16 protein-coding genes are annotated in these 21,233 nt (G+C 64.9%); 2 read left to right on the top strand and 14 right to left on the bottom strand.

Going from position 1 to position 21,233, the window contains the following annotated elements; all coding sequences use genetic code 11:
• Nucleotide 1: 1 nt before the first annotated feature.
• The gene (locus ABIA90_RS30195) at nt 2–1,144 is read right to left on the bottom strand and encodes an MBL fold metallo-hydrolase (RefSeq protein WP_354119234.1); all 1,143 of its coding nucleotides are present in this window, start codon (nt 1,142–1,144) and stop codon (nt 2–4) included.
• Between ABIA90_RS30195 and ABIA90_RS30190 the strand changes: the two genes are divergently transcribed.
• On the top strand, nt 1,037–1,486 hold the full coding sequence (locus ABIA90_RS30190; RefSeq protein ID WP_354119244.1) for a hypothetical protein: 450 nt from the start codon (nt 1,037–1,039) through the stop codon (nt 1,484–1,486). The genes ABIA90_RS30195 and ABIA90_RS30190 overlap by 108 nt on opposite strands.
• A gap of 35 nt (nt 1,487–1,521) precedes the next feature.
• Here ABIA90_RS30190 and ABIA90_RS30185 read toward each other — a convergent pair whose 3' ends face one another.
• The 10 genes from ABIA90_RS30185 to ABIA90_RS30140 form a co-directional block, all read right to left on the bottom strand.
• The gene (locus ABIA90_RS30185; RefSeq protein ID WP_354119064.1) at nt 1,522–2,583 is read right to left on the bottom strand and encodes a sensor domain-containing diguanylate cyclase; all 1,062 of its coding nucleotides are present in this window, start codon (nt 2,581–2,583) and stop codon (nt 1,522–1,524) included.
• A 1-nt stretch (nt 2,584) separates the two neighbouring features.
• On the bottom strand, nt 2,585–5,695 hold the full coding sequence (locus ABIA90_RS30180; RefSeq protein WP_354119063.1) for a bifunctional diguanylate cyclase/phosphodiesterase: 3,111 nt from the start codon (nt 5,693–5,695) through the stop codon (nt 2,585–2,587).
• A gap of 174 nt (nt 5,696–5,869) precedes the next feature.
• On the bottom strand, nt 5,870–6,955 hold the full coding sequence (locus ABIA90_RS30175; RefSeq protein WP_028149341.1) for a branched-chain amino acid ABC transporter permease: 1,086 nt from the start codon (nt 6,953–6,955) through the stop codon (nt 5,870–5,872).
• Complete coding sequence (locus ABIA90_RS30170) at nt 6,952–7,962, bottom strand: branched-chain amino acid ABC transporter permease (protein ID WP_354119062.1); 1,011 nt, start codon at nt 7,960–7,962, stop codon at nt 6,952–6,954. Before ABIA90_RS30170 ends, ABIA90_RS30175 begins: the two co-directional genes overlap by 4 nt.
• Complete coding sequence (locus ABIA90_RS30165; protein ID WP_354119061.1) at nt 7,959–8,681, bottom strand: ABC transporter ATP-binding protein; 723 nt, start codon at nt 8,679–8,681, stop codon at nt 7,959–7,961. Before ABIA90_RS30165 ends, ABIA90_RS30170 begins: the two co-directional genes overlap by 4 nt.
• Complete coding sequence (locus tag ABIA90_RS30160) at nt 8,678–9,442, bottom strand: ABC transporter ATP-binding protein (RefSeq protein WP_028155337.1); 765 nt, start codon at nt 9,440–9,442, stop codon at nt 8,678–8,680. Before ABIA90_RS30160 ends, ABIA90_RS30165 begins: the two co-directional genes overlap by 4 nt.
• Before the next feature lie 64 nt (nt 9,443–9,506).
• Nucleotides 9,507–10,691 (bottom strand): substrate-binding domain-containing protein, encoded by a 1,185-nt coding sequence (locus tag ABIA90_RS30155; protein WP_014491078.1) that lies wholly within the window; start codon nt 10,689–10,691, stop codon nt 9,507–9,509.
• A gap of 346 nt (nt 10,692–11,037) precedes the next feature.
• Nucleotides 11,038–12,477 (bottom strand): sigma-54 interaction domain-containing protein, encoded by a 1,440-nt coding sequence (locus ABIA90_RS30150; RefSeq protein ID WP_071908991.1) that lies wholly within the window; start codon nt 12,475–12,477, stop codon nt 11,038–11,040.
• A gap of 257 nt (nt 12,478–12,734) precedes the next feature.
• Entirely contained in the window at nt 12,735–14,471 is a 1,737-nt protein-coding gene (locus tag ABIA90_RS30145) for a putative bifunctional diguanylate cyclase/phosphodiesterase (protein ID WP_354119060.1), read from the bottom strand.
• A 206-nt stretch (nt 14,472–14,677) separates the two neighbouring features.
• Nucleotides 14,678–15,643 (bottom strand): sensor histidine kinase, encoded by a 966-nt coding sequence (locus ABIA90_RS30140; RefSeq protein WP_071908993.1) that lies wholly within the window; start codon nt 15,641–15,643, stop codon nt 14,678–14,680.
• A gap of 179 nt (nt 15,644–15,822) precedes the next feature.
• Here ABIA90_RS30140 and ABIA90_RS30135 point away from each other — a divergent pair, with 179 nt between their 5' ends.
• The gene (locus tag ABIA90_RS30135; RefSeq protein WP_354119059.1) at nt 15,823–16,662 is read left to right on the top strand and encodes an SDR family NAD(P)-dependent oxidoreductase; all 840 of its coding nucleotides are present in this window, start codon (nt 15,823–15,825) and stop codon (nt 16,660–16,662) included.
• A 118-nt stretch (nt 16,663–16,780) separates the two neighbouring features.
• Here the strand turns inward: ABIA90_RS30135 and ABIA90_RS30130 are convergent, their stop codons facing one another.
• The 3 genes from ABIA90_RS30130 to sthA all read right to left on the bottom strand — a co-directional run bounded on the left by ABIA90_RS30130 (nt 16,781) and on the right by sthA (nt 21,192).
• Nucleotides 16,781–18,154: a cytochrome P450 gene (locus ABIA90_RS30130; RefSeq protein WP_085404075.1), complete on the bottom strand. Its 1,374-nt coding sequence runs from the start codon at nt 18,152–18,154 to the stop codon at nt 16,781–16,783.
• Nucleotides 18,155–18,293: 139 nt separating this feature from the next.
• Complete coding sequence (locus tag ABIA90_RS30125; protein ID WP_014491084.1) at nt 18,294–19,529, bottom strand: LLM class flavin-dependent oxidoreductase; 1,236 nt, start codon at nt 19,527–19,529, stop codon at nt 18,294–18,296.
• Nucleotides 19,530–19,800: 271 nt separating this feature from the next.
• On the bottom strand, nt 19,801–21,192 hold the full coding sequence (gene sthA / locus ABIA90_RS30120; RefSeq protein WP_354119233.1) for a Si-specific NAD(P)(+) transhydrogenase: 1,392 nt from the start codon (nt 21,190–21,192) through the stop codon (nt 19,801–19,803).
• Nucleotides 21,193–21,233: the final 41 nt, after the last annotated feature.

Raw genomic sequence — 21,233 nt, 5'->3', positions numbered from 1 at the left:
CTCATACCTCCCACCATTCGCCATCGCTGCGTCGCGTGACGTTGTCAAAATATCTGGAGAAACTGTCGCCTTCGAATGTGTGAACGGGCACCAGCCTGTCCGGCTGTATTGCGTTCGCGAGCCGCTTGAGATCCAGGATGCTGGCGTGGCCCGAGGTGTGGATGATCTCGATGGGAACGCCGCGTGTCGCGAGATCCGCCTTCAGTCCGGCGCCAGGACCGTCCTTCAGGTATCCGTCCCATTGCGACCAGATCGCTCTGGTGCCGGGCCAGAGATTTGCGGCCTCCACGTCGTGGGCCATTGCCGGACGAAACAGCATCACGGTGCGATCGGCGATCTCGGTGATGCGCTCGCGGTAGATCCGTGCGGATTTGTAGGGATCCAGCAGGTCGAAGCGCTTGTTCCTTGCGATCTGTCGCCGCTGATATTCCGGCACATAGACCGACAAATTGGGCCAGCCGGCGTTCGGCAAGCGCTCGTTGCCGGTGGCCCGCAATATCTCCATCGCATAGAGGTCCAGCAGCAGCGTCCGGCCGCTGCGCTTGCAGGCGCGATAGATACTGACGATGCGATCGATGTTCTGCGCGGACGCCGAGAGGATGACGAAGCCTGGCTGCTCAAAACTCTCGGTCAGCCGCGCCTCGATCTCGTCCTCCGTCGGGAATTGCGTGTGCTCGTCGAGACGGCCGAGGCTCGACCCCTCCATCAGCATCGTGTCGATATCGCGGGGCGGATGGCTGACCAATCGCTCGAACAGACCGCCCTTGCGACCGTGGGCACGGATGTCGCCGCTGTAGAACAGACGCCGGCCGGCCGCCTGGATCAGCAGCGAATAGGCATCATAGGCCGAGTGATCGACGAGATAGGGCGTGATACTGAACGGACCGATCTGGAAAGTCCTGCGATCGTTCAGCTCGAATGAAACATTTGGCACGAAGCCGTTAGGCACGAAAGGAGCCGCCGCGCGCATGATACGCGCCGTCGCGGCGCCCATGGCGAGGGGGACGTCGGGTTTGCACAGGGGAAGCAGACCCCAATGATCGCCGTGTCCGTGCGAGAGGACGACCGCACGCAGGGTTGGATCTTCGACGCGAAGCCCGGCCACAGGCGGGAGAAGATCGTCGGACGCGCCGTCGGCATCCAGCGGAAGGCCAAGGTCGAGCAGGATTCGCTCGCCCGCGGCCTCGAGCTCGATGCAGGTGCCACCAATTTGCTGCGTTCCGCGGTGGACACGTCCGCGAAACGAACCGGCTGCTTCGGTCATCAGCGGTTGGTCTTGGCGGCCGAGCCGGGTTCGGCCGTCACTTGCGACCAGGCGATGGCGTTTTTGGCGGAGGGGAGGGCACTGCGAGATGGGCGGGGAAATTTCAAAGCGAATACGGCTCCAGGCAACGACTTATCTATATTCAAACGAGCGCCCGAGAAATTGCGGCTTTTCGAGAAGAAAATGTCCGTGTTGTTCCGGCGCAACATCACCTGCTGGTGAGGCCGAACGCAATAGAACCTTCGGGGGGATGAACGTCAGCCCCGGCTGGACCGGCGATTGGCGGCGACTTGAATCCCGGGCGAGCCGCGATCGGCGCGCGCGAACTCCGCAAGCAGGCGTTCGGAGCAGATGACGCGGTTGCGGCCGAGCCGTTTTGCCGCATAGAGCGCCTCGTCGGCCGCACCCAGCAGCCGGTCGGGGCTGCCGTCTGCCTCAGTGGGAATATGGCTGGCGACGCCGACGCTGAGGGTGACGTGGTCGCCGGCGCCAACAGCTCCATGAGCGATCCGCAAGGCCATGACGGCACGGCGGATCTCCTCGGCTATGGCGCAGGCGGCATCGCAATCCATGTCGGGCAGGATCAGCGCGAACTCTTCTCCGCCATAGCGGCTGGCGAGGTCGAGCGGGCGGACGGCATGGCGGCTGACGACGTCAGCGACCGCACGCAGGCATTCGTCGCCGCTCTGGTGGCCGTGCCGGTCGTTGAACAGCTTGAAATGATCGACGTCGACGAACAGCAGCGCCATCGGCTTCTGCGTCCGCTGGGCGCGAGCCCATTCGCTCATCAGCATCTGGTCGAAGGCGCGCCGGTTCGACAGGCCGGTCAGCCCGTCCTTGGTGGCGAGCTCCTTCAGCGCCATCTCGGCGCGCTTCTGATCGGTGAGGTCGCGCAACGTCTCCACCACGGCGATCAGATGGCCGGCCTCGTCGTGGATGGGGCCGGCGTCGATCGCGAGATAGAGCTGGCTGCCGAGCTTGGGCATCACGCACCAGTTCTCCGCCGAAAAGCCGAGCCCGTTGTGGCCGCGCGCGGCATACTCCGAATAAAACTCCGGCAGCTGTTCGGGACGGTCGAGCGCGACCAGGTCGGCGAGGCAGGGGCGCCGGGTCTCGTAGAAGGCCTGCCAGTGTTTCGTCGTGCCGATCACCTCCGCAGCGGGGACGCCGGTCAGCCGCTCGCAGGCTCTGTTCCAGATCACGACGCGGCGCTTGGGGTCGATCACGAAGGTCGGCACCACCAGATGCTGCATCAGCCGCACGGCATAGGAATCCGCGACGTCGACGGCTTTCGCTGGAGTTTTCCTCGGCTTCGCCATCTCAGGCCACCGCCGCCACCGGCGCGGCATCGTTCGGACCGAACAGCTTTCGCACCTCGGCGGCCGGCTTCGGTTTGCTGAACAGATAACCCTGCATCTCCGTGCAGCCGAGCGCGCGCAGCATCTCCCGCTGCGCCTCGGTCTCGACGCCCTCGGCGACGGTGGTCATGTGGCTCGCCGCGGCGATGTTCACCACCGCCTGCACGATCACGGGCGCGCCACTGGTCTCCGCGATGTCGGCGACGAAGCAGCGGTCGATCTTGATCTTGTCGAACGGGAAGCGCTTCAGATAGCTCAGCGAGGAATAGCCGGTGCCGAAATCGTCGAGCGCGATGCGCACGCCGATGGACCGGAGCTGGTGCAGGATCGAGAGCGCGGCCTCGTCGTCGCGGATCAGCACGGCCTCGGTGATTTCGAGCTCGAGCCGTGAGGGAGAGAGTCCGGAGGCGGCGAGTGCGCCGGCAATCCGCAGCGCCAGCGTGTCGCATTTGAGCTGCACCGGCGAGACGTTGACCGCAATCCGCACATGCGCCGGCCAGGTCGCGGCCTCGTTGCAGGCCATGCGCAGCACCCAGTCGCCGAGCTCGTTGATCAGGCCGGTATCCTCGGCGATCGGAATGAACTCCGCCGGTGACACCCAGCCGCGTTCGGGATGCCGCCAGCGCAGCAGCGCCTCGCAGCCCGACACGTCGTTGGTGCGCAGGTCGACCAGCGGCTGGTAGTGGATCTCGAAGCCGCCGTTCACCAGCGCCTGGCGCAGATCCTGCTCCATGGTCAGGCGCGCCTTGGCGCTCGCATCCATCTCCGGCTCGAAGAAGCGATGGGTGCGGCGTCCTTCGGCCTTGGCGCCGTACATCGCAAGATCGGCGTGCTTGATGAGCTGGTCGAGATCGGTGCCGTCCTGCGGCGCCAGCGCGATGCCGATGCTGGCGTCGGTGGAGAGCTGATGGCCGAGGCAGTGATAGGGCTGGCGGATCGCCTCGTAGATCCGCGTCACGAATGACAGTACGTCCGCAGAGGACTGGATTCCGGTCTGGATCACGGCGAATTCGTCGCCGCCGAGCCGCGCGATCAGGTCGCTCTTCTTGAGGCAGCCGCGCAGCCGGGTCGCGATCGCCTTCAGCAGCTCGTCGCCGACGTGATGGCCGAGCGAATCGTTGATGCCCTTGAATTCGTCGACGTCGATATAGAGCAGCGCGAACTGCTCGCCGCTGGCGACCTTCGCCAGCTCGCGCTCGATCTGTTCGCGGAACAGCGTGCGGTTCGGCAGGTCGGTCAGCGCATCGTAATGCGCCATATGCGCGATCTTCTCGTGGGCGCACCGCCGCTCGGTGACATCCTCGACGACGCTGATGAGGTAGCGCGGCTCGCCGGACTTGTCGCGAATGCCGATCCGGGTCGAGGTGATGTAGCGCGGTCCTTTGGTCTGGCTCTGCCAGGCGTGCTCGTCCTTGAACAATCCCCCGGGCGCCTGCAGCGCCTTGCTGTCGTCGTCGTTGACGATCCTGGCGGCGGCCTCCGGATACATGTCGAAAGGAGTCTTGCCGACGATGACGTCACCCGACTGGCCGAACTGCTCCTCGGCGGTCCGGTTGACCAGCAGATATTGCCGCGTCAGGGCATCCTTCACCGTGATCTGCGAGGGGATGTGATCGATGATCTCGCGCAGGAACACGTAGTTGCGGTCGCGCTCCTGCTCCAGATTGCGCCGCTCGGTGATTTCCTCGATCGTGGCGACCCATCCGCCCTGCGCCAGCGGGGTGTTGATGACCTGGAAGGCGCGGCCGTTGGGCAGTTCGTGGATCCTGCTGGAGACCTTGCCCTCGGCGACGACCCGCATCACATCGGTGCAAAACGTCTCGACGTCGCCGCCGAACGTGCCACGCTCCTTGCGATGCTGCATCGCCTCGCGGATGTGACAGCCGGGCTTGATGATGTCGTCGGACAGGCCGAACATCTCGGAGTAGCGGCGGTTGCAGGTGACGATAAATCCGGCGGCGTCGTACAGGATCAGCCCTTGCGACATGTTGTTCAGGGCGGTGTCGAGCCGCAGCCGTTCCGCTTCGATCCGCTCCTGGGCTTCCCGGTTCTGCCGGCTGATCTGGCGGATGATCAGGAAGAGGATCAATGCGATCACGATCGCCGAAAGCGTTGCCGTGGTGACCATGAAGCCGGTCTGCTGACGCCAGTCGGCCAGCGCGGCGCTCGTGGTGTTGGTCGCGACGATGACCAGCGGGAAATGCGACAGCGAGGCCCCCGAGCCGAGGCGGTCCTCGCCGTCGATCGGTCCCTTGACACGCAGCGTGTGCCGGCCGCCCTCGGCCAGCATCTTGCGCATCAGCGGCGCGTCCTTGAAATTCCTGCCGATCAGCTCTTCGACATGCGGATAGCGCGCCAGCATCTTGCCTTCGCGATCGAACAGCGAGATCGCCGTACCCTCGGCAAGCGCGACAGATGCGAAATACTGCCGGTAGCTGTCCGGATCGATCCGCCGGACCATGGCGCCGAGGAAGGTGCCGTCTGCACCGCTCAGCCGCCGCGCGACGATCGTGGTCCATTTGCCGATGATGAAGCTGCGGACCGATTCCAGGATGACCGATTCGGCCATCGGATCGGATTTGAACGTCTGGAAATAGGCGCGCGAGGAGACGTTGATCTTGGGCAGCGGCTCGGCCCGCGACCAGTTGATCAGCTCGCCGTCGGCATCGTAGATCGCGATGTCGCCGAGATAGGAGACGGAGCTGATCTTGCTCCGCAGCATCTGATTCGTCGCGAGCCCGGACATGCGCTCGCGGAACATCGCCGGCGAGGTGATCTCCGGCAGGTTCATCTGCCCGATCAGGTCGGCGGCGACGACGTCGGAATCCTGGAATTGCTGATCGAAGTGCCGTGCGATCAGCTGCACCGTGTTTTCCAGCTCGCGCTCGCGGTTGGCCAGGGTCCGCTCGCGGAATTCGCCGACCGCCATGGCGGTCACGGCGAAGATCCCGGCGACCAGCAACACGCCGCACAGGGTCAGCCAGAGGACAGGACCACGCCGCGCCAAGGCCGCCCAGCCGTTGGTCGCGGCTGATGACATTCCGGCTGTCACCGTGGAAAAGACCTGGCGCATTCCCCCTCCCTGGAAGGACAGGAATACACCGCACAAATGGCGCAAACCTTAGGAAAGCCAGTTACCTAAGCATTAATCCGGTTGTGCAGTCGCGCCCGTATGCAGTGGGGCGGGAATCACGTCGCGGTTGTGCCGTGCCCATCACAACCGCTGCGCTGCATCATTAACCGCAGCTTAATGCGAAGCGCCCGCGCTCTTGTCGCGGCCGGCATTGCGCAAACGTCCGACGACGCCGGTCGGGAAGAAGTAGACGCTGGCGATGAACAGCAGCCCGAGCCACAGCAGCCAGCGATCGGGATGCAACAGCCCCGGCAGCAACGGCAGGCCGGCTTCGCTCGCCGCCTTGGAGGCGACGCCCATCAGCGATTGCAGGTAGTTCTGGGCGAGGATGAAGATGGTGGCGCCGATGATCGCGCCGTAGATCGTGCCCATGCCGCCGATCACCACCATCAACAGAATGTCCAGCATGATCGAGAAGCTGAGCGAGGTGTCGGGACCGGCATAGCGCAGCCACAGCGCGTTCAAAATGCCGGCGCTGGCGGCGACCAGCGCGGCGAGGCAGTTGGCGTAGGTCAGATGGAAGACGGTGCGGAAGCCGAGCGCCTCGGCGCGAAAGCGGTTCTCGCGGATCGCCTGGAGCACGCGTCCGAACGGCGAGTTCACGACACGCAACAGAGCGAGGATCATCAGGGCCGAGACGGCGAACACCAGGTAGAAGGTGAGGATGCGGCCGTTGATCTCGAATCCGAACAGGTTCTTGGAGATCAGCACCGTGCCGGGCCGCAGCAATTCCGGCAGCTGGAAGCTGCGCCCGTCCTCGCCGCCCGTCAGCCAGGAGAGCTGCGAAGCCAGCACCTGGAAGGCGGAGGCGACCGCGAGCGTGATCATGGCAAAGAAGATCGCGGCGACCCGCAGCGAGAACAGGCCGATCGCGAGCGCGAGCAGCGCCGCGAGCGGCAGGCCGACGACGATGCCGGTCGCGACCGCCGCCCAGTTCGGGCCCATCCCGTACAGCGCGATCGCGATCGCGTAACTGCCGATGCCGTAGAACATGGTGTGGGCGAACGACACCGAGCCGGTATAGCCGAGCAGGAGGTCGTAAGAGGCGACGAGCGCGGCGAAGACGCAGATCTTGGCGGCGACGTTCAGCGCCTTGGCACCCGGGAACAGGAACGGCGTCGCCGCCAGCGCCAGGATGATGACGATGAGGAGAAGCGTGAGCACGCGGCTCTTCGGCGGATCGCCTGACAGGAGCATCATCGGCTGGTCACCGCATAGAGGCCGCGCGGCCGCCACATCAGAATGGCGACCATCAGCAGGATGTTGGAGACGAGGGCGAGTTTCGGCACCAGGAAGCCGCCGTAATTGGCCACCATCGCGACCAGGATGGCGCCGATGAAGCAGCCGCCGATCGAGCCGAGGCCGCCGATGATGACGACGATGAAAATCAGGACGGTGAGGTCGTCGCTCATGGAGGCATGGACCTGCTCGCGATAGAGCGCCCACATCACGCCGCCGAGGCCGGCGAGCGCCGATCCTGTCATGAACACGCCGAGGAACAGGCGGCGGATGCGATAGCCGAGCGCCTCGACCATCTCGCGGTTCTCGACGCCGGCGCGGATCAGCAGGCCGAGCTTGGTGCGGTTGAGCACGAGCTGGATCGCGATGAAGACGGCGAGGCCGATCAGCATCGCCAGCACGCGGTATTTGGCGATCGCGACGTCGCCGAGGATGAAGGAGCCCCGCAGCGATGTCGGCAGCGGCGTCGGGATGATCTGCGGTCCCCACAGCGCATAGAGCGTCTGCTCGGCGACGATCAGGCCGCCCGTCGTCATCAGGATCTGCTTCAGGTGCTGGCCGTAGACGGGCAGGATCAGCACGCGCTCGACGACCAGGCCGAGCGCGCCGGACACCGCCATCGACAGCAGTGCCGCCGGCGCCAGCACCGCGAGGTTCATCCACAGCGAATCCGCCTGCATCGAGGCTGCGAATGGCGCCAGCACGAGGGTTGCCACATAGGCGCCGACGGCGATGAAGGCGCCGTGGCCGAAATTGAGCACGTCCATCAGGCCGAACACCAGCGTCAGCCCCGAGGCCATGATGAAGATCATCATGCCCATGGCGAGACTCGCGGCGGTCAGCGTCAGCCAGGTGCTGGGTGACCCCACCAGGGGAATCATCGCAAGCGCCAGCGCGACCGGCAGCAGGATCGGCGCGAGATCGCGCTTCGGCTTCGGCAGCGGATCATTTGCGGCGAGTTCAGTCACTGATGCGCCTCCAGGCTCAGGCCGAGCAGCCGCTCCTGCAGCGGCACGTCGGTGGCGAGCGCCGCCATCTCGCCGCGATGGACGATGGTGCCGTTGTCCATGACCAGCACGTTGTCGCCGAGCTCGCGGGCGGCAAAGAAATTCTGTTCGACCAGCAGGATCGTCGCGCCCTTGCGCTTGATCTCCTTCAGGCATTCGATCAGTGCCATGACGATCGCGGGCGCCAGCCCCTTGGTCGGCTCGTCGATCAGCAGCAGCTTGCGCGGCTCGACGATGGCGCGTGCGATCGACAACATCTGCTTCTGCCCGCCCGAGAGGCTTCCCGCGCGCGACAGCCAGAACCGGCGCAGCGCGGGGAAGAAGCCGAAGATCCAGTCGAGCTGGGTATCGTCGAGCGGCCCGTCGCGCGCCGCCAGCACCAGGTTTTCCTTCACCGTGAGGTCAGAAAACACCGCCATGCTCTCCGGCACGTAGCCGACGCCGAGCCGCGCGATGTCGGGCGTGGCGCGGCTTTCGATGCGCTCGCCTGCGAGCGTAATTTCGCCGCTGGAGGCCTGCCACAGGCCCATGACGGTGCGCAGCGTCGTGGTCTTGCCGGCGCCGTTGCGCCCGAGCAGCATGGTGGTCTGGCCCTGCGGGACCGCGAGGTCGATGCCCTGGAGGATGTGGTAGCGGCCGATATGCGTGTGCACGCCGGAGAGTTTGAGCAGATCGGTCATGCGGCACTCTTTGGAGCAACGCCGAGATAGGCTTCCTGCACGATCGGCGAGGCGATCACCTCGGCCGGCGGACCGTCGGCGACAAGTTGTCCGTTGTGCAGCACGATGATGCGGTCGGCGAGCGAGCGCACCACGTCCATCTTGTGCTCGACGAGGAGGATGATCTTGCTCTTGTCCTGCTTGAGCTGGGCGATCAGGTTCAGCACGACCGGCACCTCGTCGATGCTCATGCCCGCGGTCGGCTCGTCGAACATGAACACTTTGGGTTCGAGCGCGATCATCAGCGCGACCTCGAGCTTGCGCTGGTCGCCATGCGACAGCGCAGTGGCGGCGACGCCGCGGCGATTGCCCAGTGCGACCTGGTCGAGGATGGCATCGGCGCGGGCGATCAGGTCGCGGCGGACCATCCAGGGCCGCAGCATGTCGTAATGGGTGCCGCTGGCCGCCTGCACCGCGAGGCGGACGTTCTCTTCCACGGTGAGGTTCGGAAACAGGTTGGTGAGCTGGAAGGCGCGGCCGAGGCCCGCGCGGGTGCGCAGCGGCGCGGAATGCTGGGTGATGTCGGTGCCGTCGAACAGGATGCTGCCGTGTGAAGCGCGCAGCTGGCCTGAGATCAGGTTGAAATAGGTGGTCTTGCCGGCGCCGTTCGGCCCGACGATGGCGGTGAGCTCGCCCGGGCGGAACGTGCAGGTGACGTTGTTGACCGCGACATGGCCGCCGAAGCGGATGGTGAGGTCGCGCGTCTCTAGCGTCAGGGCCATCGGGAGAACTCTGGGAATGTGGAAGAAGCCTCTCCCCGCCGATGCGGGGAGAGGAGATTTGATATCAACGCTTGTTGCGGACCGGAACGTCCATGTCCTCGATCTTCAGCTCGCGCACCGGCTCGAGCACGGCCCAGGCGACGTTCGGATCGACCTTGACCTTGAAGTGATACATGCTCTGCAGCGCCTGATGGTCCTCTTTGCGGAACACCATCTTGCCCTTCGGCGTGTCGAACTCCAGGCCTTCCATCGCCGTGATCAGCTTCTCGGTGTCGGTCGACTTCGCCTTGGTGACGGCGGCGACGACGGACATCGCGGCGGCGAAACCGCCCGCGGTGAAGAAGTCCGGCGGCGCGTTGAAGCGCTTCTGGTGCTCGGCGACCAGCCAGTCGTTCACCGGGTTCTTCGGGATCTCATAGTAGTAATAGGTGGCGCCTTCCATGCCGGGCAGGCCCTTATACGCCGCGAGCGCCGGCAGGATGTTGCCGCCGGTGGAGAGCTCGATGCCGTAGCGCTTCGGGTCCATGTCCTGCAGCTTGGCCAGCGGATTGCCGGCGCCGGCCCAGATCACCCAGATCACCTTGCGGCCGGGCTTGTCCTTCAGCGCGTCGAACAGGCGCTGGCCGACCGCGGTGAAGTCGGTGGTGTTGGTCGGAGCGTATTCTTCCGCGGCGAGCGTCGCGCCAGTCTTGGCGAGCGCCTCCTTGAAGGCGGCGACGCCGTCGCGGCCGAAGGCGTAGTCCTGCGCCAGCGTCGCCACGGTGACGCCCTGCTTGCCGATCGCGACCGCGTTCGAAATCGCGTCCTGCGACGAATTGCGCGCGGTGCGGAAGATGTAGCGATTCCACTTCTCGCCGGTAATCTGGTCCGCGACCGCCGGCTCGACGATCAGGATCTTCTTGTTCTCCTCGGCGACGGGGAGGATGGCGAGCGCCGCGGCCGACGAGGTCGTGCCGATCGCGATGTCGGCCTTGTCGTCCTGATAGGCTTCCGCGAGCGCGGCCTTCGACAGGTCGGGCTTGCCCTGGTCGTCCTTGGTGATGACGACGATCTTGCGACCGTCGAGCGTCATGGTGCCCTTGGTGGCGTATTCAAAACCCATCTGCAGGCCGGTTTCGGTCTGCTTGGCATAGGCTTCGAGCGGGCCGGTCTTGCCGTAGATCAGCGCGACCTTGAGGTCGTCGGCCTGCGCGGAGGTGTTCGCGGCCAGGCCAAGGATGGCTGCCGTGAGAATGAGCGATCGACGCACGATGATTTCCTCCTTGAATGAACTGCCTTGATCACAGCGATTTGCACAAGTGTGCATACATTGCAATTCCACCTTCCGGCGGAGCTTGCACGAGGCTCATGTGACAGTCTCTTGACGTGCGCGTGCCGGATCGTCGCAGGTCGCGATGCGTTCGCGTTAACGATCCTCTGGCTTCACATCAGCCCATGCGTTTCCTCAGGCCGCCTCAGAGCAAGCCCTGCGCCAGATCCGGAGCTTTGCGCGGGAATGCCTGAAATTGCGTCGGATCACGCGCGAATGCCACAGGCGAGCGCCGATATGGCGGTGTCAGGAGTCCGAGACTCCGGACACGTGCCCGTCTCGAAAGTCAGACAGGCGGCGATCCCGACGCCAGTCCGAACTTGGCGAGCTTCTTGTAGAACGTCGCGCGCGAGATGCGCAGCATCCGCGCGGCTTCCGAGATCTGGCCGTTGCTGGCGGCGAGCGCATGCTCGAGCGTTTGTTTCTCGAACTCCGCCTCGGCTTCGGCATAGGGGACGACCGAGCCGGTGATCTGCGGCGCCGGTCCAGGGCCGGCATCCGCGCTGACCGGCAGGATGTGAACGAAATCGTCGCCGGTCAGGCGCCCGGAATCGCTCAGGATCAGTGCGCGTTCCAGAATGTTGCGGAGCTCGCGGACGTTGCCGGGCCAGTCGTAGCGCGCGAGCGCCGACAATCCGCTCGGCGTGATCCTGGCATTGAGGAAGTCGCCGGAGGCACTGATGTCCTCGATCAGCCGCGCGCAGATGTCGGGCAGGTCGTCGAGGCATTTTCTCAGAGGGGGCAGGTCGATCGAGAGCACGTTGAGGCGGTAGTAGAGATCGGCGCGGAAGGCGCCGTCGCTGACGCGCTTGCGCAAATCCACATTGGTCGCGGCAATGACGCGCACATCGACCTTGCTGATCTTGTCCGAGCCGAGCGGCTCGATCTCGCGCTCCTGCAGCACGCGCAACAGCTTGGCTTGCAATTGCAGCGGCATTTCGCCGATCTCGTCGAGGAACAGCGTGCCGCCATCGGCGATCCGGAACTTGCCCTCGCGTCCCCTGCGGTCGGCGCCGGTATAGGCGCCCGGCGCAGTGCCGAAGAATTCGGACTCGATCAGCGTTTCCGGGATCGCCGCGACATTGACGCTGACGAACGGTTTTTCCGCGCGCGAGGACGCATTGTGGATCGCCTGCGCCAGCAGCTCCTTGCCGGTGCCGGTCTCGCCGGTGAGCAGCACGGTCACGCTCTGGCGCGCCGCGCGCTTGGCGAACTCCTTGGCCTGCGCGATCGCCGCTGTCGTGCCGACGAAATCGGCAAGGGTGAAGCGCGCCGCGCGGGCGTTGGACAATTGCCGCCGCGCCAGCCGCAGATCGCTCTCGAGCTGGGTGACGCGGGCGAGCAGCGGCTTGAGGCTCTCGAGGTGGTCGTAGAGCACGAACCCGATCGCGCCGATGACGTTGCGGTCCTCGTCCTCGATCGGCATGCGCGTCACCACGAGCTGCTCGCCGCCGAGCTCCATGATGTCGAGCAGGATCGGCTCGCCGCTCTCGGCGACGTTCCGCATCAGGCTGTTCGGGATGATCTCCTCGATCGGGCGGCCGATCGCTTCGGTGGTGTGCTTGAGGCCCAGCGAGGCCAGATATTTCTCGTTGACGTAGATCACCCGCCCGCCGCGATCGATCGCGATCGCGCCCTCGCACAGATGCTCCAGCCGCTCGAACAGCGTCACCATCGCCCGCGCGCGGACATAGGCGGGATCGCTGACGTCGGGGGAGGAGGGCATGGCGTACCTCAGGGAAGTCCGCCTGTGTATTAGCAAAAGGGCAGTAATTTCAAAGGGGGAAATGGCACGTAAGCAGCTCAGCAATTGCCGTCGTCCCGGGGCGCGAAGCGAACCCGGGACCCATACCCACAGGGAGAAGTTTGGCGAAGACTAGGAGTGGGAGCCTCACTCCACAACTGCTCCCTGGGGTTATGGGTCCCGGGCTCGCGCTTTGCGCGCCCCGGGACGACGGCGGTGCTTGTTGCGCCGTTGTCGCCCTATCGCCGGTACCCGCTCGCCCGCGAATAGCCCTGCCGGTTCTGCTGCGTCGGGCGGTTGGACACGCCGGGACGGGATTCGCTGGAGGCGGGGGTCGCGAGCTTCAGCTCCTCCAGGAAGATCGGCCGGGCGAAATAATAGCCTTGCGCGTAGCGGATCTTGGTCGCGGCCTGGAGATAGGCCAGCTCCTCGTAGGATTCGAGGCCTTCGGCGATCACGGTCATCCCGAGCGCTTCGCTCAGGGATTCGATCGCGCGCAAGATGCCCTGGCTGCGCGGACGCTTATGGATGTCGGTGATGAACGAGCGGTCGATCTTGATCTCGTCGGCCGTGATGTCGGCGAGCGCCGAGAGCGAGGAATAGCCGGTGCCGAAATCGTCGATGGAGATGCCGACGCCGAGCTTGCGGAACATCGGCAGGATCTCGGTCTGGAAATGATTCTTGGCGACGAAGGCATCTTCCGTCACCTCGATCATGAAGCGCTGCGGAAAGCCGGTCTCGTCCAGCGCCCGCGCGAAACTGCGCATGAATTCGGGGGTGCCGGCCTGCTTGGCAGCGACGTTGATGCTGATGGTCGCTTCCGCGCCGAAGCTGTCGTTGATCAGGTCGATCGACTTGACGATCTCGGCGAGCACGAGATGGGTGAGCTCGTCGATCAGTCCCAATTCGCCGGCAAGGTTGATGAACGAGCCCGGCGCCTGGATCACGCCCTCGTCGTCGCGCAGGCGCACCAATGCCTCGATGCCGGTCACGGCCTGGGTGCGGATGTCGACCTTGGACTGGAACGCGCAGCAGAAGCGCTTTTCGAGGATGGCGAGCCGCAGCGACTGCTCGATCTTCATCCGCGCCAGCGCCTCGCGCTCCATGCTGGCGTCGAAGAAGGCCGCCGAGCCCTTGCCGCTGTTCTTGATGCGGTACATCGCGATGTCGGCGTTCTGGCGCAGCGTCTCGAAGCTGCGGCCGTGGTCGGGATAGAGGCTGACGCCGACGGAGGTGGAGGCGAAGACTTCCGAATTGTCGATGAAGAATGGTGCGGTCAGCCGCTCCAGCGTCGCTTGCATGAATTCGGCGACTTCCTCCTGGCTCTGGATCGGGGAGAGCAGCAGCAGGAATTCGTCGCCGGAGATGCGCGACAGCATGTCGGAATCGCGCAGGTCGCGCCCGAGCCGCTTCGACAGCTCGACCAGCAGCGCATCGCCGACGGCGTGGCCGTAATAGTCGTTGATGTGCTTGAAATTGTCGACGTCGAGAAAGGCGAGCGCGAACCGCTCGCCTTTGCCGTCGCGCGCGAGCAGGCTGCCGGCGCGATGCTCGATCACGCGCCGCGAGGGCAGGCCGGTCAGCTCGTCGAAATAGGCCGAGCGGAACAGCTGGTCCTCGAAGTTCTTCTGTTCGGTGATGTCGGAGGACGCCGAGATCAGCAGCTCGCGTCCGGCAACGCGGACGGGGCGATGGGTGGTCAGCAGCACCTGGCGTGCAGCTCCGTCCTGGAGCGCTTCCTCGGAGATGACCGCTTCGCCGGACCTCAGTGCCCGCTGGCAGGCTTCCCGGCGCGGCGTCAGATCGGGCGACGGACGGCTGCCGTCCATGCCGAGCTGGGCGGCCGCGACATCGTTAACCAGGAGAAGCTCGCCCTGCGCGTCCTGCACGGTCAGACCGGCAGGCAGCATTCTAACGATTTCCTTGAGAAATCCGAGCTCGGCTTCACTCGCGCCGGAATATCTGTTGTCGTTCATAGAAGTCATGAATCTTGTTGTTTCAGCGCGCCTTTGCAATGAGCGCGATCTTGCGCAGTTCCCTCTTAGGTTTGGTTAAGGGGTGCGGAGAAATACGGGGGTGTTTTGCGGCGATGCGACGCGCCCGACCCATCGTCATTAACGGAGCGTCAACGCGCGCAGCGAAACTGCGAGCGGAGCGTGCGTCTCTTGCGCTCGTGTCGCGTCTAACCGTTCTGCGGGATGCGGCATTGCATGATGCAATGCAGGCCGGTCTTGAGATACGAGACCTCGGACTTGCCGTCGAAGGCCGACAGCGCCGACTTCAGCAGCTTGGTGCCGAAGCCGGGCTCGGAGACCTTGTCGATGCTCGGGCCCTCGGTTTCATCCCAGGTGACGGTCAGACGGTCGCCGCTGACGGTCCACGACACCTGCAATAATCCGCGCGGCGCGGAGAACGCGCCATATTTACCAGCGTTGGTGGCGAGCTCGTGAAACATCAGGGACAGCGTGACCGCGAGCTTCGGCGGCAGGAACAGCCGGTCGCCGTTGAGCGTGAAGCGGACATGGCCGTAAGGTCCGAGCTCCGCGATCAGGAGATCGCGGATATCGCAGCCGCCCTTGTCGATCCGCGAGATCAGATCGTCGGTTGCAGCCAGCGACCGTAGCCGCGGATCGATCCGGGCCCAGACCTGCGGCTGGTCGTGCAGCACCTGGTGCAGCACGGCGTGCGCGGTCGACAGCTTGTTCTTCAGCCGGTGCTGGAGTTCGTCGACCAGCAGCTTGCGATAGTCTTCCTCCTCGATCAGGCGTTTGGAAATCCGGCGCTGTTCCGCCAGCATCCCGCGATAATGCTCGACGCCCCAGATCGTTAGCGCGGAGACGCCCCAATAAAGGGTCAGCAAGGTGAACCTGGAGCGATCGGCAAGAGCGTCGCTGAAATTGACGACGACGCCGAGCACGCCGCCGACCAGCGCGGTGATGATGCCGATCCGCAAGCCGCCGAATGCGGCGGCAAAGAACACGGCCGGAAAGTACGGGGTGAAGTAGACGTCGGGCCGCACATGCGCGAGACCCCAGCGCGCCACCGTCGCAACCAGCAGGCAGGCGACCGCGAAGCCGAGGCTCAGAGCGAGCGATGGCGCTGCCACGCCCTGCCAGCCCTTGCGGAATTCGTCGATCAGCTTCTCCATGCCCGGCCCGGTTGCGCTATGCGCGCGTAAATCGAGAAAGGAGCGGGAATGTTACGCATGTCGCATGCACAAGCAAAGCTTGCCTTGTCGCAGACCGGCAGGAATAGTGACCGTCGCGGCGCCGAGATCGATCGGCGTCCGCCATTTGACATCAAATCATTCGAAAACAGGAACATTCCATGGGTAGGTTGGATGGCAAGGTTGCGGTGATTACGGGCGCGACGAGCGGGATCGGCCTGCGTACCGCGGAAGTCTTCGTTGCCGAAGGTGCCAAAATTGTGATCGCGGGGCGGCGCATACCGGAAGGCGAGGCGCTGGCGAAGCAGCTCGGGGTCAATTGCATCTTTCGCCAGACCGACGTGACGGTCGAAGCGCAGATGCAGGCGCTGATCGCGCTCGCGGTGGAGAGGTTCGGCCGGATCGACTGCCTGTTCAACAATGCCGGCGGCCCGGCGCAGACCGGGGGCATCGAAGGCCTCGATGTCGAGCGGTTCGACGCGGCGATGGCGACCCTGGTGCGCAGCGTCATGCTCGGCATGAAGCATGCCGCGCCCGTCATGAAGAAGCAGGGGTCTGGTAGCATCATCAACAATGGCAGCATCGCAGGCCGTCTCGCCGGCTTTTCCTCCTCGGTCGTCTATGGCGCGGCCAAGGCGGCGGTGATCCATCTCACCAAATGCGTGGCGATGGAGCTCGGCGAATCCAACGTGCGCGTCAACTCGATCTCGCCAGGCGCGATCGCGACCGGCATTTTCGGCAAGGCGCTGGGGCTCACGACCGATGCGGCGGAGGCGACGCCGGCCGTGATGCGCGAAGTCTTCAAGACCGCACAGCCGATCCCGCGCGCGGGCCTCCCCGATGACATCGCGCAGGCCGCGGTGTTTCTGGCGAGCGACGAATCCAGCTTCGTCAACGGCCACGATCTCGTCGTCGACGGGGCCGTCACCGGCGGCCGCAACTGGAGCCAGCAGCAGCAGGGCTACGTCGCCATGCGCAAGGCGTTCGATCAGGGGGCGTAGAAGCGGCAGGCGACGGTGCCGTAGGGTGGGCAAAGCGAAGCGTGCCCACCAATTCTTTATTCGCGAGGAATGGTGGGCACGGCGCTGCGCGCCTTTGCCCACCCTACGGGAGCGGCGCCTACACCGCCTTCACCCGCACCCGCAAGCCATCCCGCGGCTTCGGGATCGGCCACATCTGCCAGTCCGGCTTGTAGCCCGGCTCCAGCGATACTTCGAGGTTCTGCAAAAAGTGCCGGGCAAAACACTTCGCCTGCATGTAGGCGAAGTGCAGGCCGAGGCACATATGCGCGCCGCCGCCGAACGGCACCCAGGCGAAGCGATGCCGGTTGCGCTGGGCTTCCTCGGTGAAGCGCAAGGGATCGAAGCGATCCGGCTCCGGCCAGATGTCCTTCATGTGGTGGGTGTAGAGCGGATTGACGCCGACCGCGGTGCCGGCCGGAATTGTAAAACCCTTGAAGGTGAAATCGCGCATCGCGCGGCGCGGCATCGACGGCACCGGCGGCTTGATCCGCAGGGCCTCCTTGAACGCCATCTCCGACAGCGGCATTTTTTCGAGGTCGTCGAAGCTGCTCGGCGAACCCGGTGCGAGCCCCAGCGCAAGAACCTCCGCGCGCAATCTATCCTGCCAGTCCGGATTGGCGGCGAGCTCGCCGATGAAGGAGGTCAGCGACGAGGTCAGCGTGTCGTGCGCCGCCATCATCAAGAAGCTCATATGGTCGATGATGTCCTGCTCGGAGAGCAGGGCGCCATCCTCGTGGGTGGCGCGGCAGAGCTGCGAGAACAGATCGTCGCCGCCGTGATTGCCGCGTCGCAGCGGGATCTGCTCGCGGAAATAGGCGACGATGCGCTTGCGTCCCTTCACGCCGGCGGCCATCTGCGTGCCCGGCAGCGGCCGGCGGATCGGGGCGACGGCAGCCGCGACCATGTCGACGAACGCGCGGTTGATCTCGTCGACCTCCGGCCCGATATCGGCGCCGAGGAACGACGCCGCGGCGAGGTCGAGCGTGAGCTGCTTCATCGCCGGATAGAGCTTCATCTCGCCAGGCTTCGCCTTCCACTGCGCGACGCGCGCGGCGATGCCGTGGTCGAGATCGCTCAGGTACGACTTCATCGGCCCCGACTTGAACGCGACCGACAGCGCCTTGCGATGCAGCCGGTGCTCGTCGAAATCGAGCAGCATCAGGCCGCGCGGAAACAACAGGCCCAGCACCTTGTTCCAGCCATGCGTCGAGGAGAACAGCTTTTGCTGGTCGAACAGCACGAGCTCGTTGGCTTCGGGGCCGAGCAGCACGACATTGGTTTCGCCGAAAATATGGGTGCGGTAGACCGGGCCGTATTTGGCGCCGTTCGCTTCGATATGTCCCTTGGGATCGGCGAGCACCTGAAAGGTCTTGCCGATGATCGGCCAGCCCTCGTCGCCGGGGATGTGCGTCAGCTCGTTGCGCCTGGGTGCGGTGAACGGAAGCGCAGGGGCGACATTCTGCATCGACATGACGATTGCTCCGGTTGACCGACCGAACAGGCGCGCGAACACAGATGACTACGACCCGCGCCAGCTGACCGGGGTCAGCATAGCACAGGCCGGCATGTCTTTCTTGTGAACGTCGTTACAAGCGTAATTCCGACGAAGCCTACCGCTTCGCCGCTTCCTTCTGCAAATCCGGGGCGTTGACGGCGGGAATGGCGACGCGGCCGGCGCCGGTCACCTTCAGGGCCTCTGCAGCCTTCTCGTTCTCCATGATCTTCGCCATCACGGCCTGCCCGGCGCGTTCGAAGATCGCGCGGTTCTCGATCACGAACTTTTGCGACTTGCGCAGTCCGTCGATATAGCCGTTGATCTCCGGCACGACGTAACGCGCCACCAGGTCCCAGCTTCGGCGGGTATTTTCGGGATTGGCCCAATCGTGCACGAAGCCGATCACGGCGCCGACGCCGCCCGACACCTGCATCACGTTCTTGATCATCTTGACGAGGTCGTCGGGCGTACCGATCACGGAGGCCGCACCGTCGACGAAAGCGGTCTTGTCCACGGCCTCGTCGGGCGAGGCGAACGCCGTCAGGCCCGGCCGCTGCAGCGTGCCGACATTATATTCGTTGTGCCAGCGCATCAGGCCGGCGCCGGCTTCGCGGCGGGCCTGCTCGCGGGTCTCGGCGAGGTGCCAGGTCAGCAGCACGCGCCAGTTCGCCCGATCCACCTTGGTGCCGTGTTTCTTGGCGGCGTCCTCGGCGAACTGCCATTGCTGTTGCAGGGACATCAACCCCTGCGTCGTCATCGAGCCCAGCGAGATGATGCCGATGCCGTATTTGCCGGCGAGCGTCATGCCCGAGGGCGAGATCTGCGAGGCCACCACGAACGGCATCTCCTCCTGCAAGGGCAGGATCTGGAGCGCGGCGTCGTTCATGGTGAACCAGTCGCTCTTCGCGGTGACGCGCTCGCCGTTGAACAGGCGGCGGATCACGCCGATGGCCTCGTCCTGGCGGTCGCGCTGCGTCATCGGGTCGATGCCGAGCGTGTGCGCGTCCGACGCCAGCGCGCCGGGGCCGGAGCCGAAAATGGCGCGGCCGCCGGTCATGTGGTCGAGCTGCACCATGCGCTGGGCGACGTTGAAGGGATGATGATAGGGCAGCGACACCACGCCGGTGCCGAGCTTGATCCGCTTGGTGCGCTCGCCGGCTGCGGCCAGAAACATCTCGGGCGAGGCGATCATCTCCCAGCCGGAGGAATGATGCTCGCCGCACCAGAACTCGTCATAACCGAGCGCGTCGAGCTGCTCGACCAGGTCGAGATCGCGCCGGAACTGGAGCATCGGATGCTCCCCGATCGGGTGATGCGGGGCAAGGAAGGCTCCGAACTTCAGGCGCGCCATGGCGTTCTCTCCGGCTGAATTTTTTGTTTGTTGGGTGTGCGGAGGCTACGTGCTGGGGGCACTGAACGCAATCGCGCGATGTCCCGCGCAGCGGAATGCAGGCATGCGCAGCGAAGACCACTCTCTTCTCTTTCTCCCCATTCTTGCGTGCAGACGCTTCCACACCGTCATGGCCGGGCTTGTCCCGGCCATCCACGACCTTTGCGGCGCTACGAAGAACGTGGATGCCCGGGACAAGCCCGGGCATGACGAGAAGAGGGCGAGGAGAAGATTACCGCGTCATCCTGTTCCACGCATCCAGCCCGGCGATCTTGTACGCCTCTGCCAGCGTCGGATAGTTGAACGTGTTCTGGATGAAATAGTCGATGGTGCCTTTGAGGTTCAGCACGGCCTGGCCGATATGGATCAGCTCGGTGGCGCCTTCGCCGAGGATGTGCACGCCGAGCAGCCGGCGTGTCTTGGTCGAGAAGATCATCTTCATCATGCCGCTGTTCAGCCCCATGATGTGGCCGCGCGAGGTCTCGCGGAAGCGTGCGATGCCGACCTCGTAGGGAATGCCGCGCGTGCGCACCTCTTCCTCGGTCAGCCCTGCGGTCGATATCTCCGGCACCGAATAGATGCCGTAGGGGAAGAACTCCGGCGGCACGAGCGGCTCCATGCCGAGCGCGTGGCAGGCGGCGACGCGTCCCTGCTCCATCGAGGTGGAAGCAAGGCTCGGAAAGCCGATCACGTCACCGGCGGCGTAGATGTGCGGCACGCTGGTCTGCAAGGTCACGGGATCGACCGAGATGCGGCCGCGATGGTCGACGACGATACCGGCCGCCTCTAAGTTGAGCCGATCGGTGGCGCCGACGCGCCCCGCCGCGAACAGGAGCATTTCCGTGGTGACGTGCCGCCCGTCCGACAAATGCGTGACGATGCCACCCTGCGCAGTCTTCTCGATCGAGTTGACCTTGGCGCCGAGCCGCAGCGCGACGTTGCGGTCGCGCAGCTCGTGCACGAACTCGTCGATCAATTCCTTGTCGATGAAATCGAGGAAGGTTGGCCGCGGTTCGATCAGGGTCACCGGCACGTCGAGCGCGCTGAAGATGGTGGCGTATTCGACGCCGATCACGCCGGCGCCGATCACAGCCAGGCTGCGCGGCAGCTTTGGCAGCTCGATGATCTCGTCGCTGTCGAGCACGGTGGTGCCGTCGAATGGCACGTAGTCGGGGCGAAACGGGCGCGTGCCGCAGGCGATCAGGATGAAGGCGGCCGACACCACCTTTACCTCGCCAATTGAGCTCGTGATCTCGACCTCGTGCGGTGAGACCAGCCGCGCCTCGCCATTGGCGGTGCGCACCAGGTTGCGGCTGAACTGATGCTCGAGTACCTCGACCTCATGGTCGAGCGTCTTCTGAAGACGGATCATCAGGTCGCTTGCCGCGATGTCCTGCTTCACCTTGTAGGAGCGGCCGTAAAAGCCGCGCTCGCGCCAGCCGGAGAGATTGAGCACGGTCTCGCGCAGGGTCTTTGAAGGAATCGTCCCGGTATGGACCGAGACGCCGCCGACCCGCCGGCCCTTCTCCACCACCAGCACGGCCTTGCCGAGCTTGGCACATTGCACCGCAGCCCGGCGCCCCGACGGGCCCGAGCCGATCACCACCATGTCGTAGTCGTACATCCGGAAAACTTCCGAGCCCGCAAAACCAGCGGGAATTGCCA

This window comes from Bradyrhizobium sp. LA6.8 (assembly GCF_040547935.1).
Taxonomy (GTDB): domain Bacteria; phylum Pseudomonadota; class Alphaproteobacteria; order Rhizobiales; family Xanthobacteraceae; genus Bradyrhizobium; species Bradyrhizobium barranii.
The sequence above is the reverse complement of the archived record's forward strand: the minus strand, read 5'-3'. Positions and strand labels throughout refer to the sequence as shown.

Bases quoted from the DNA above. Each gene is read 5' to 3' on its own strand.
- ABIA90_RS30190 (WP_354119244.1), top strand. From the start codon at position 1,037: ATGATCGCCGTGTCCGTGCGAGAGGACGACCGCACGCAGGGTTGGATC.
- ABIA90_RS30185 (WP_354119064.1), bottom strand. From the start codon at position 2,583: ATGGCGAAGCCGAGGAAAACTCCAGCGAAAGCCGTCGACGTCGCGGAT.
- ABIA90_RS30180 (WP_354119063.1), bottom strand. From the start codon at position 5,695: ATGCGCCAGGTCTTTTCCACGGTGACAGCCGGAATGTCATCAGCCGCG.
- ABIA90_RS30175 (WP_028149341.1), bottom strand. From the start codon at position 6,955: ATGATGCTCCTGTCAGGCGATCCGCCGAAGAGCCGCGTGCTCACGCTT.
- ABIA90_RS30165 (WP_354119061.1), bottom strand. From the start codon at position 8,681: ATGACCGATCTGCTCAAACTCTCCGGCGTGCACACGCATATCGGCCGC.
- ABIA90_RS30160 (WP_028155337.1), bottom strand. From the start codon at position 9,442: ATGGCCCTGACGCTAGAGACGCGCGACCTCACCATCCGCTTCGGCGGC.
- ABIA90_RS30150 (WP_071908991.1), bottom strand. From the start codon at position 12,477: ATGCCCTCCTCCCCCGACGTCAGCGATCCCGCCTATGTCCGCGCGCGG.
- ABIA90_RS30145 (WP_354119060.1), bottom strand. From the start codon at position 14,471: ATGAACGACAACAGATATTCCGGCGCGAGTGAAGCCGAGCTCGGATTT.
- ABIA90_RS30140 (WP_071908993.1), bottom strand. From the start codon at position 15,643: ATGGAGAAGCTGATCGACGAATTCCGCAAGGGCTGGCAGGGCGTGGCA.
- ABIA90_RS30135 (WP_354119059.1), top strand. From the start codon at position 15,823: ATGGGTAGGTTGGATGGCAAGGTTGCGGTGATTACGGGCGCGACGAGC.
- ABIA90_RS30130 (WP_085404075.1), bottom strand. From the start codon at position 18,154: ATGTCGATGCAGAATGTCGCCCCTGCGCTTCCGTTCACCGCACCCAGG.
- ABIA90_RS30125 (WP_014491084.1), bottom strand. From the start codon at position 19,529: ATGGCGCGCCTGAAGTTCGGAGCCTTCCTTGCCCCGCATCACCCGATC.
- sthA (WP_354119233.1), bottom strand. From the start codon at position 21,192: ATGTACGACTACGACATGGTGGTGATCGGCTCGGGCCCGTCGGGGCGC.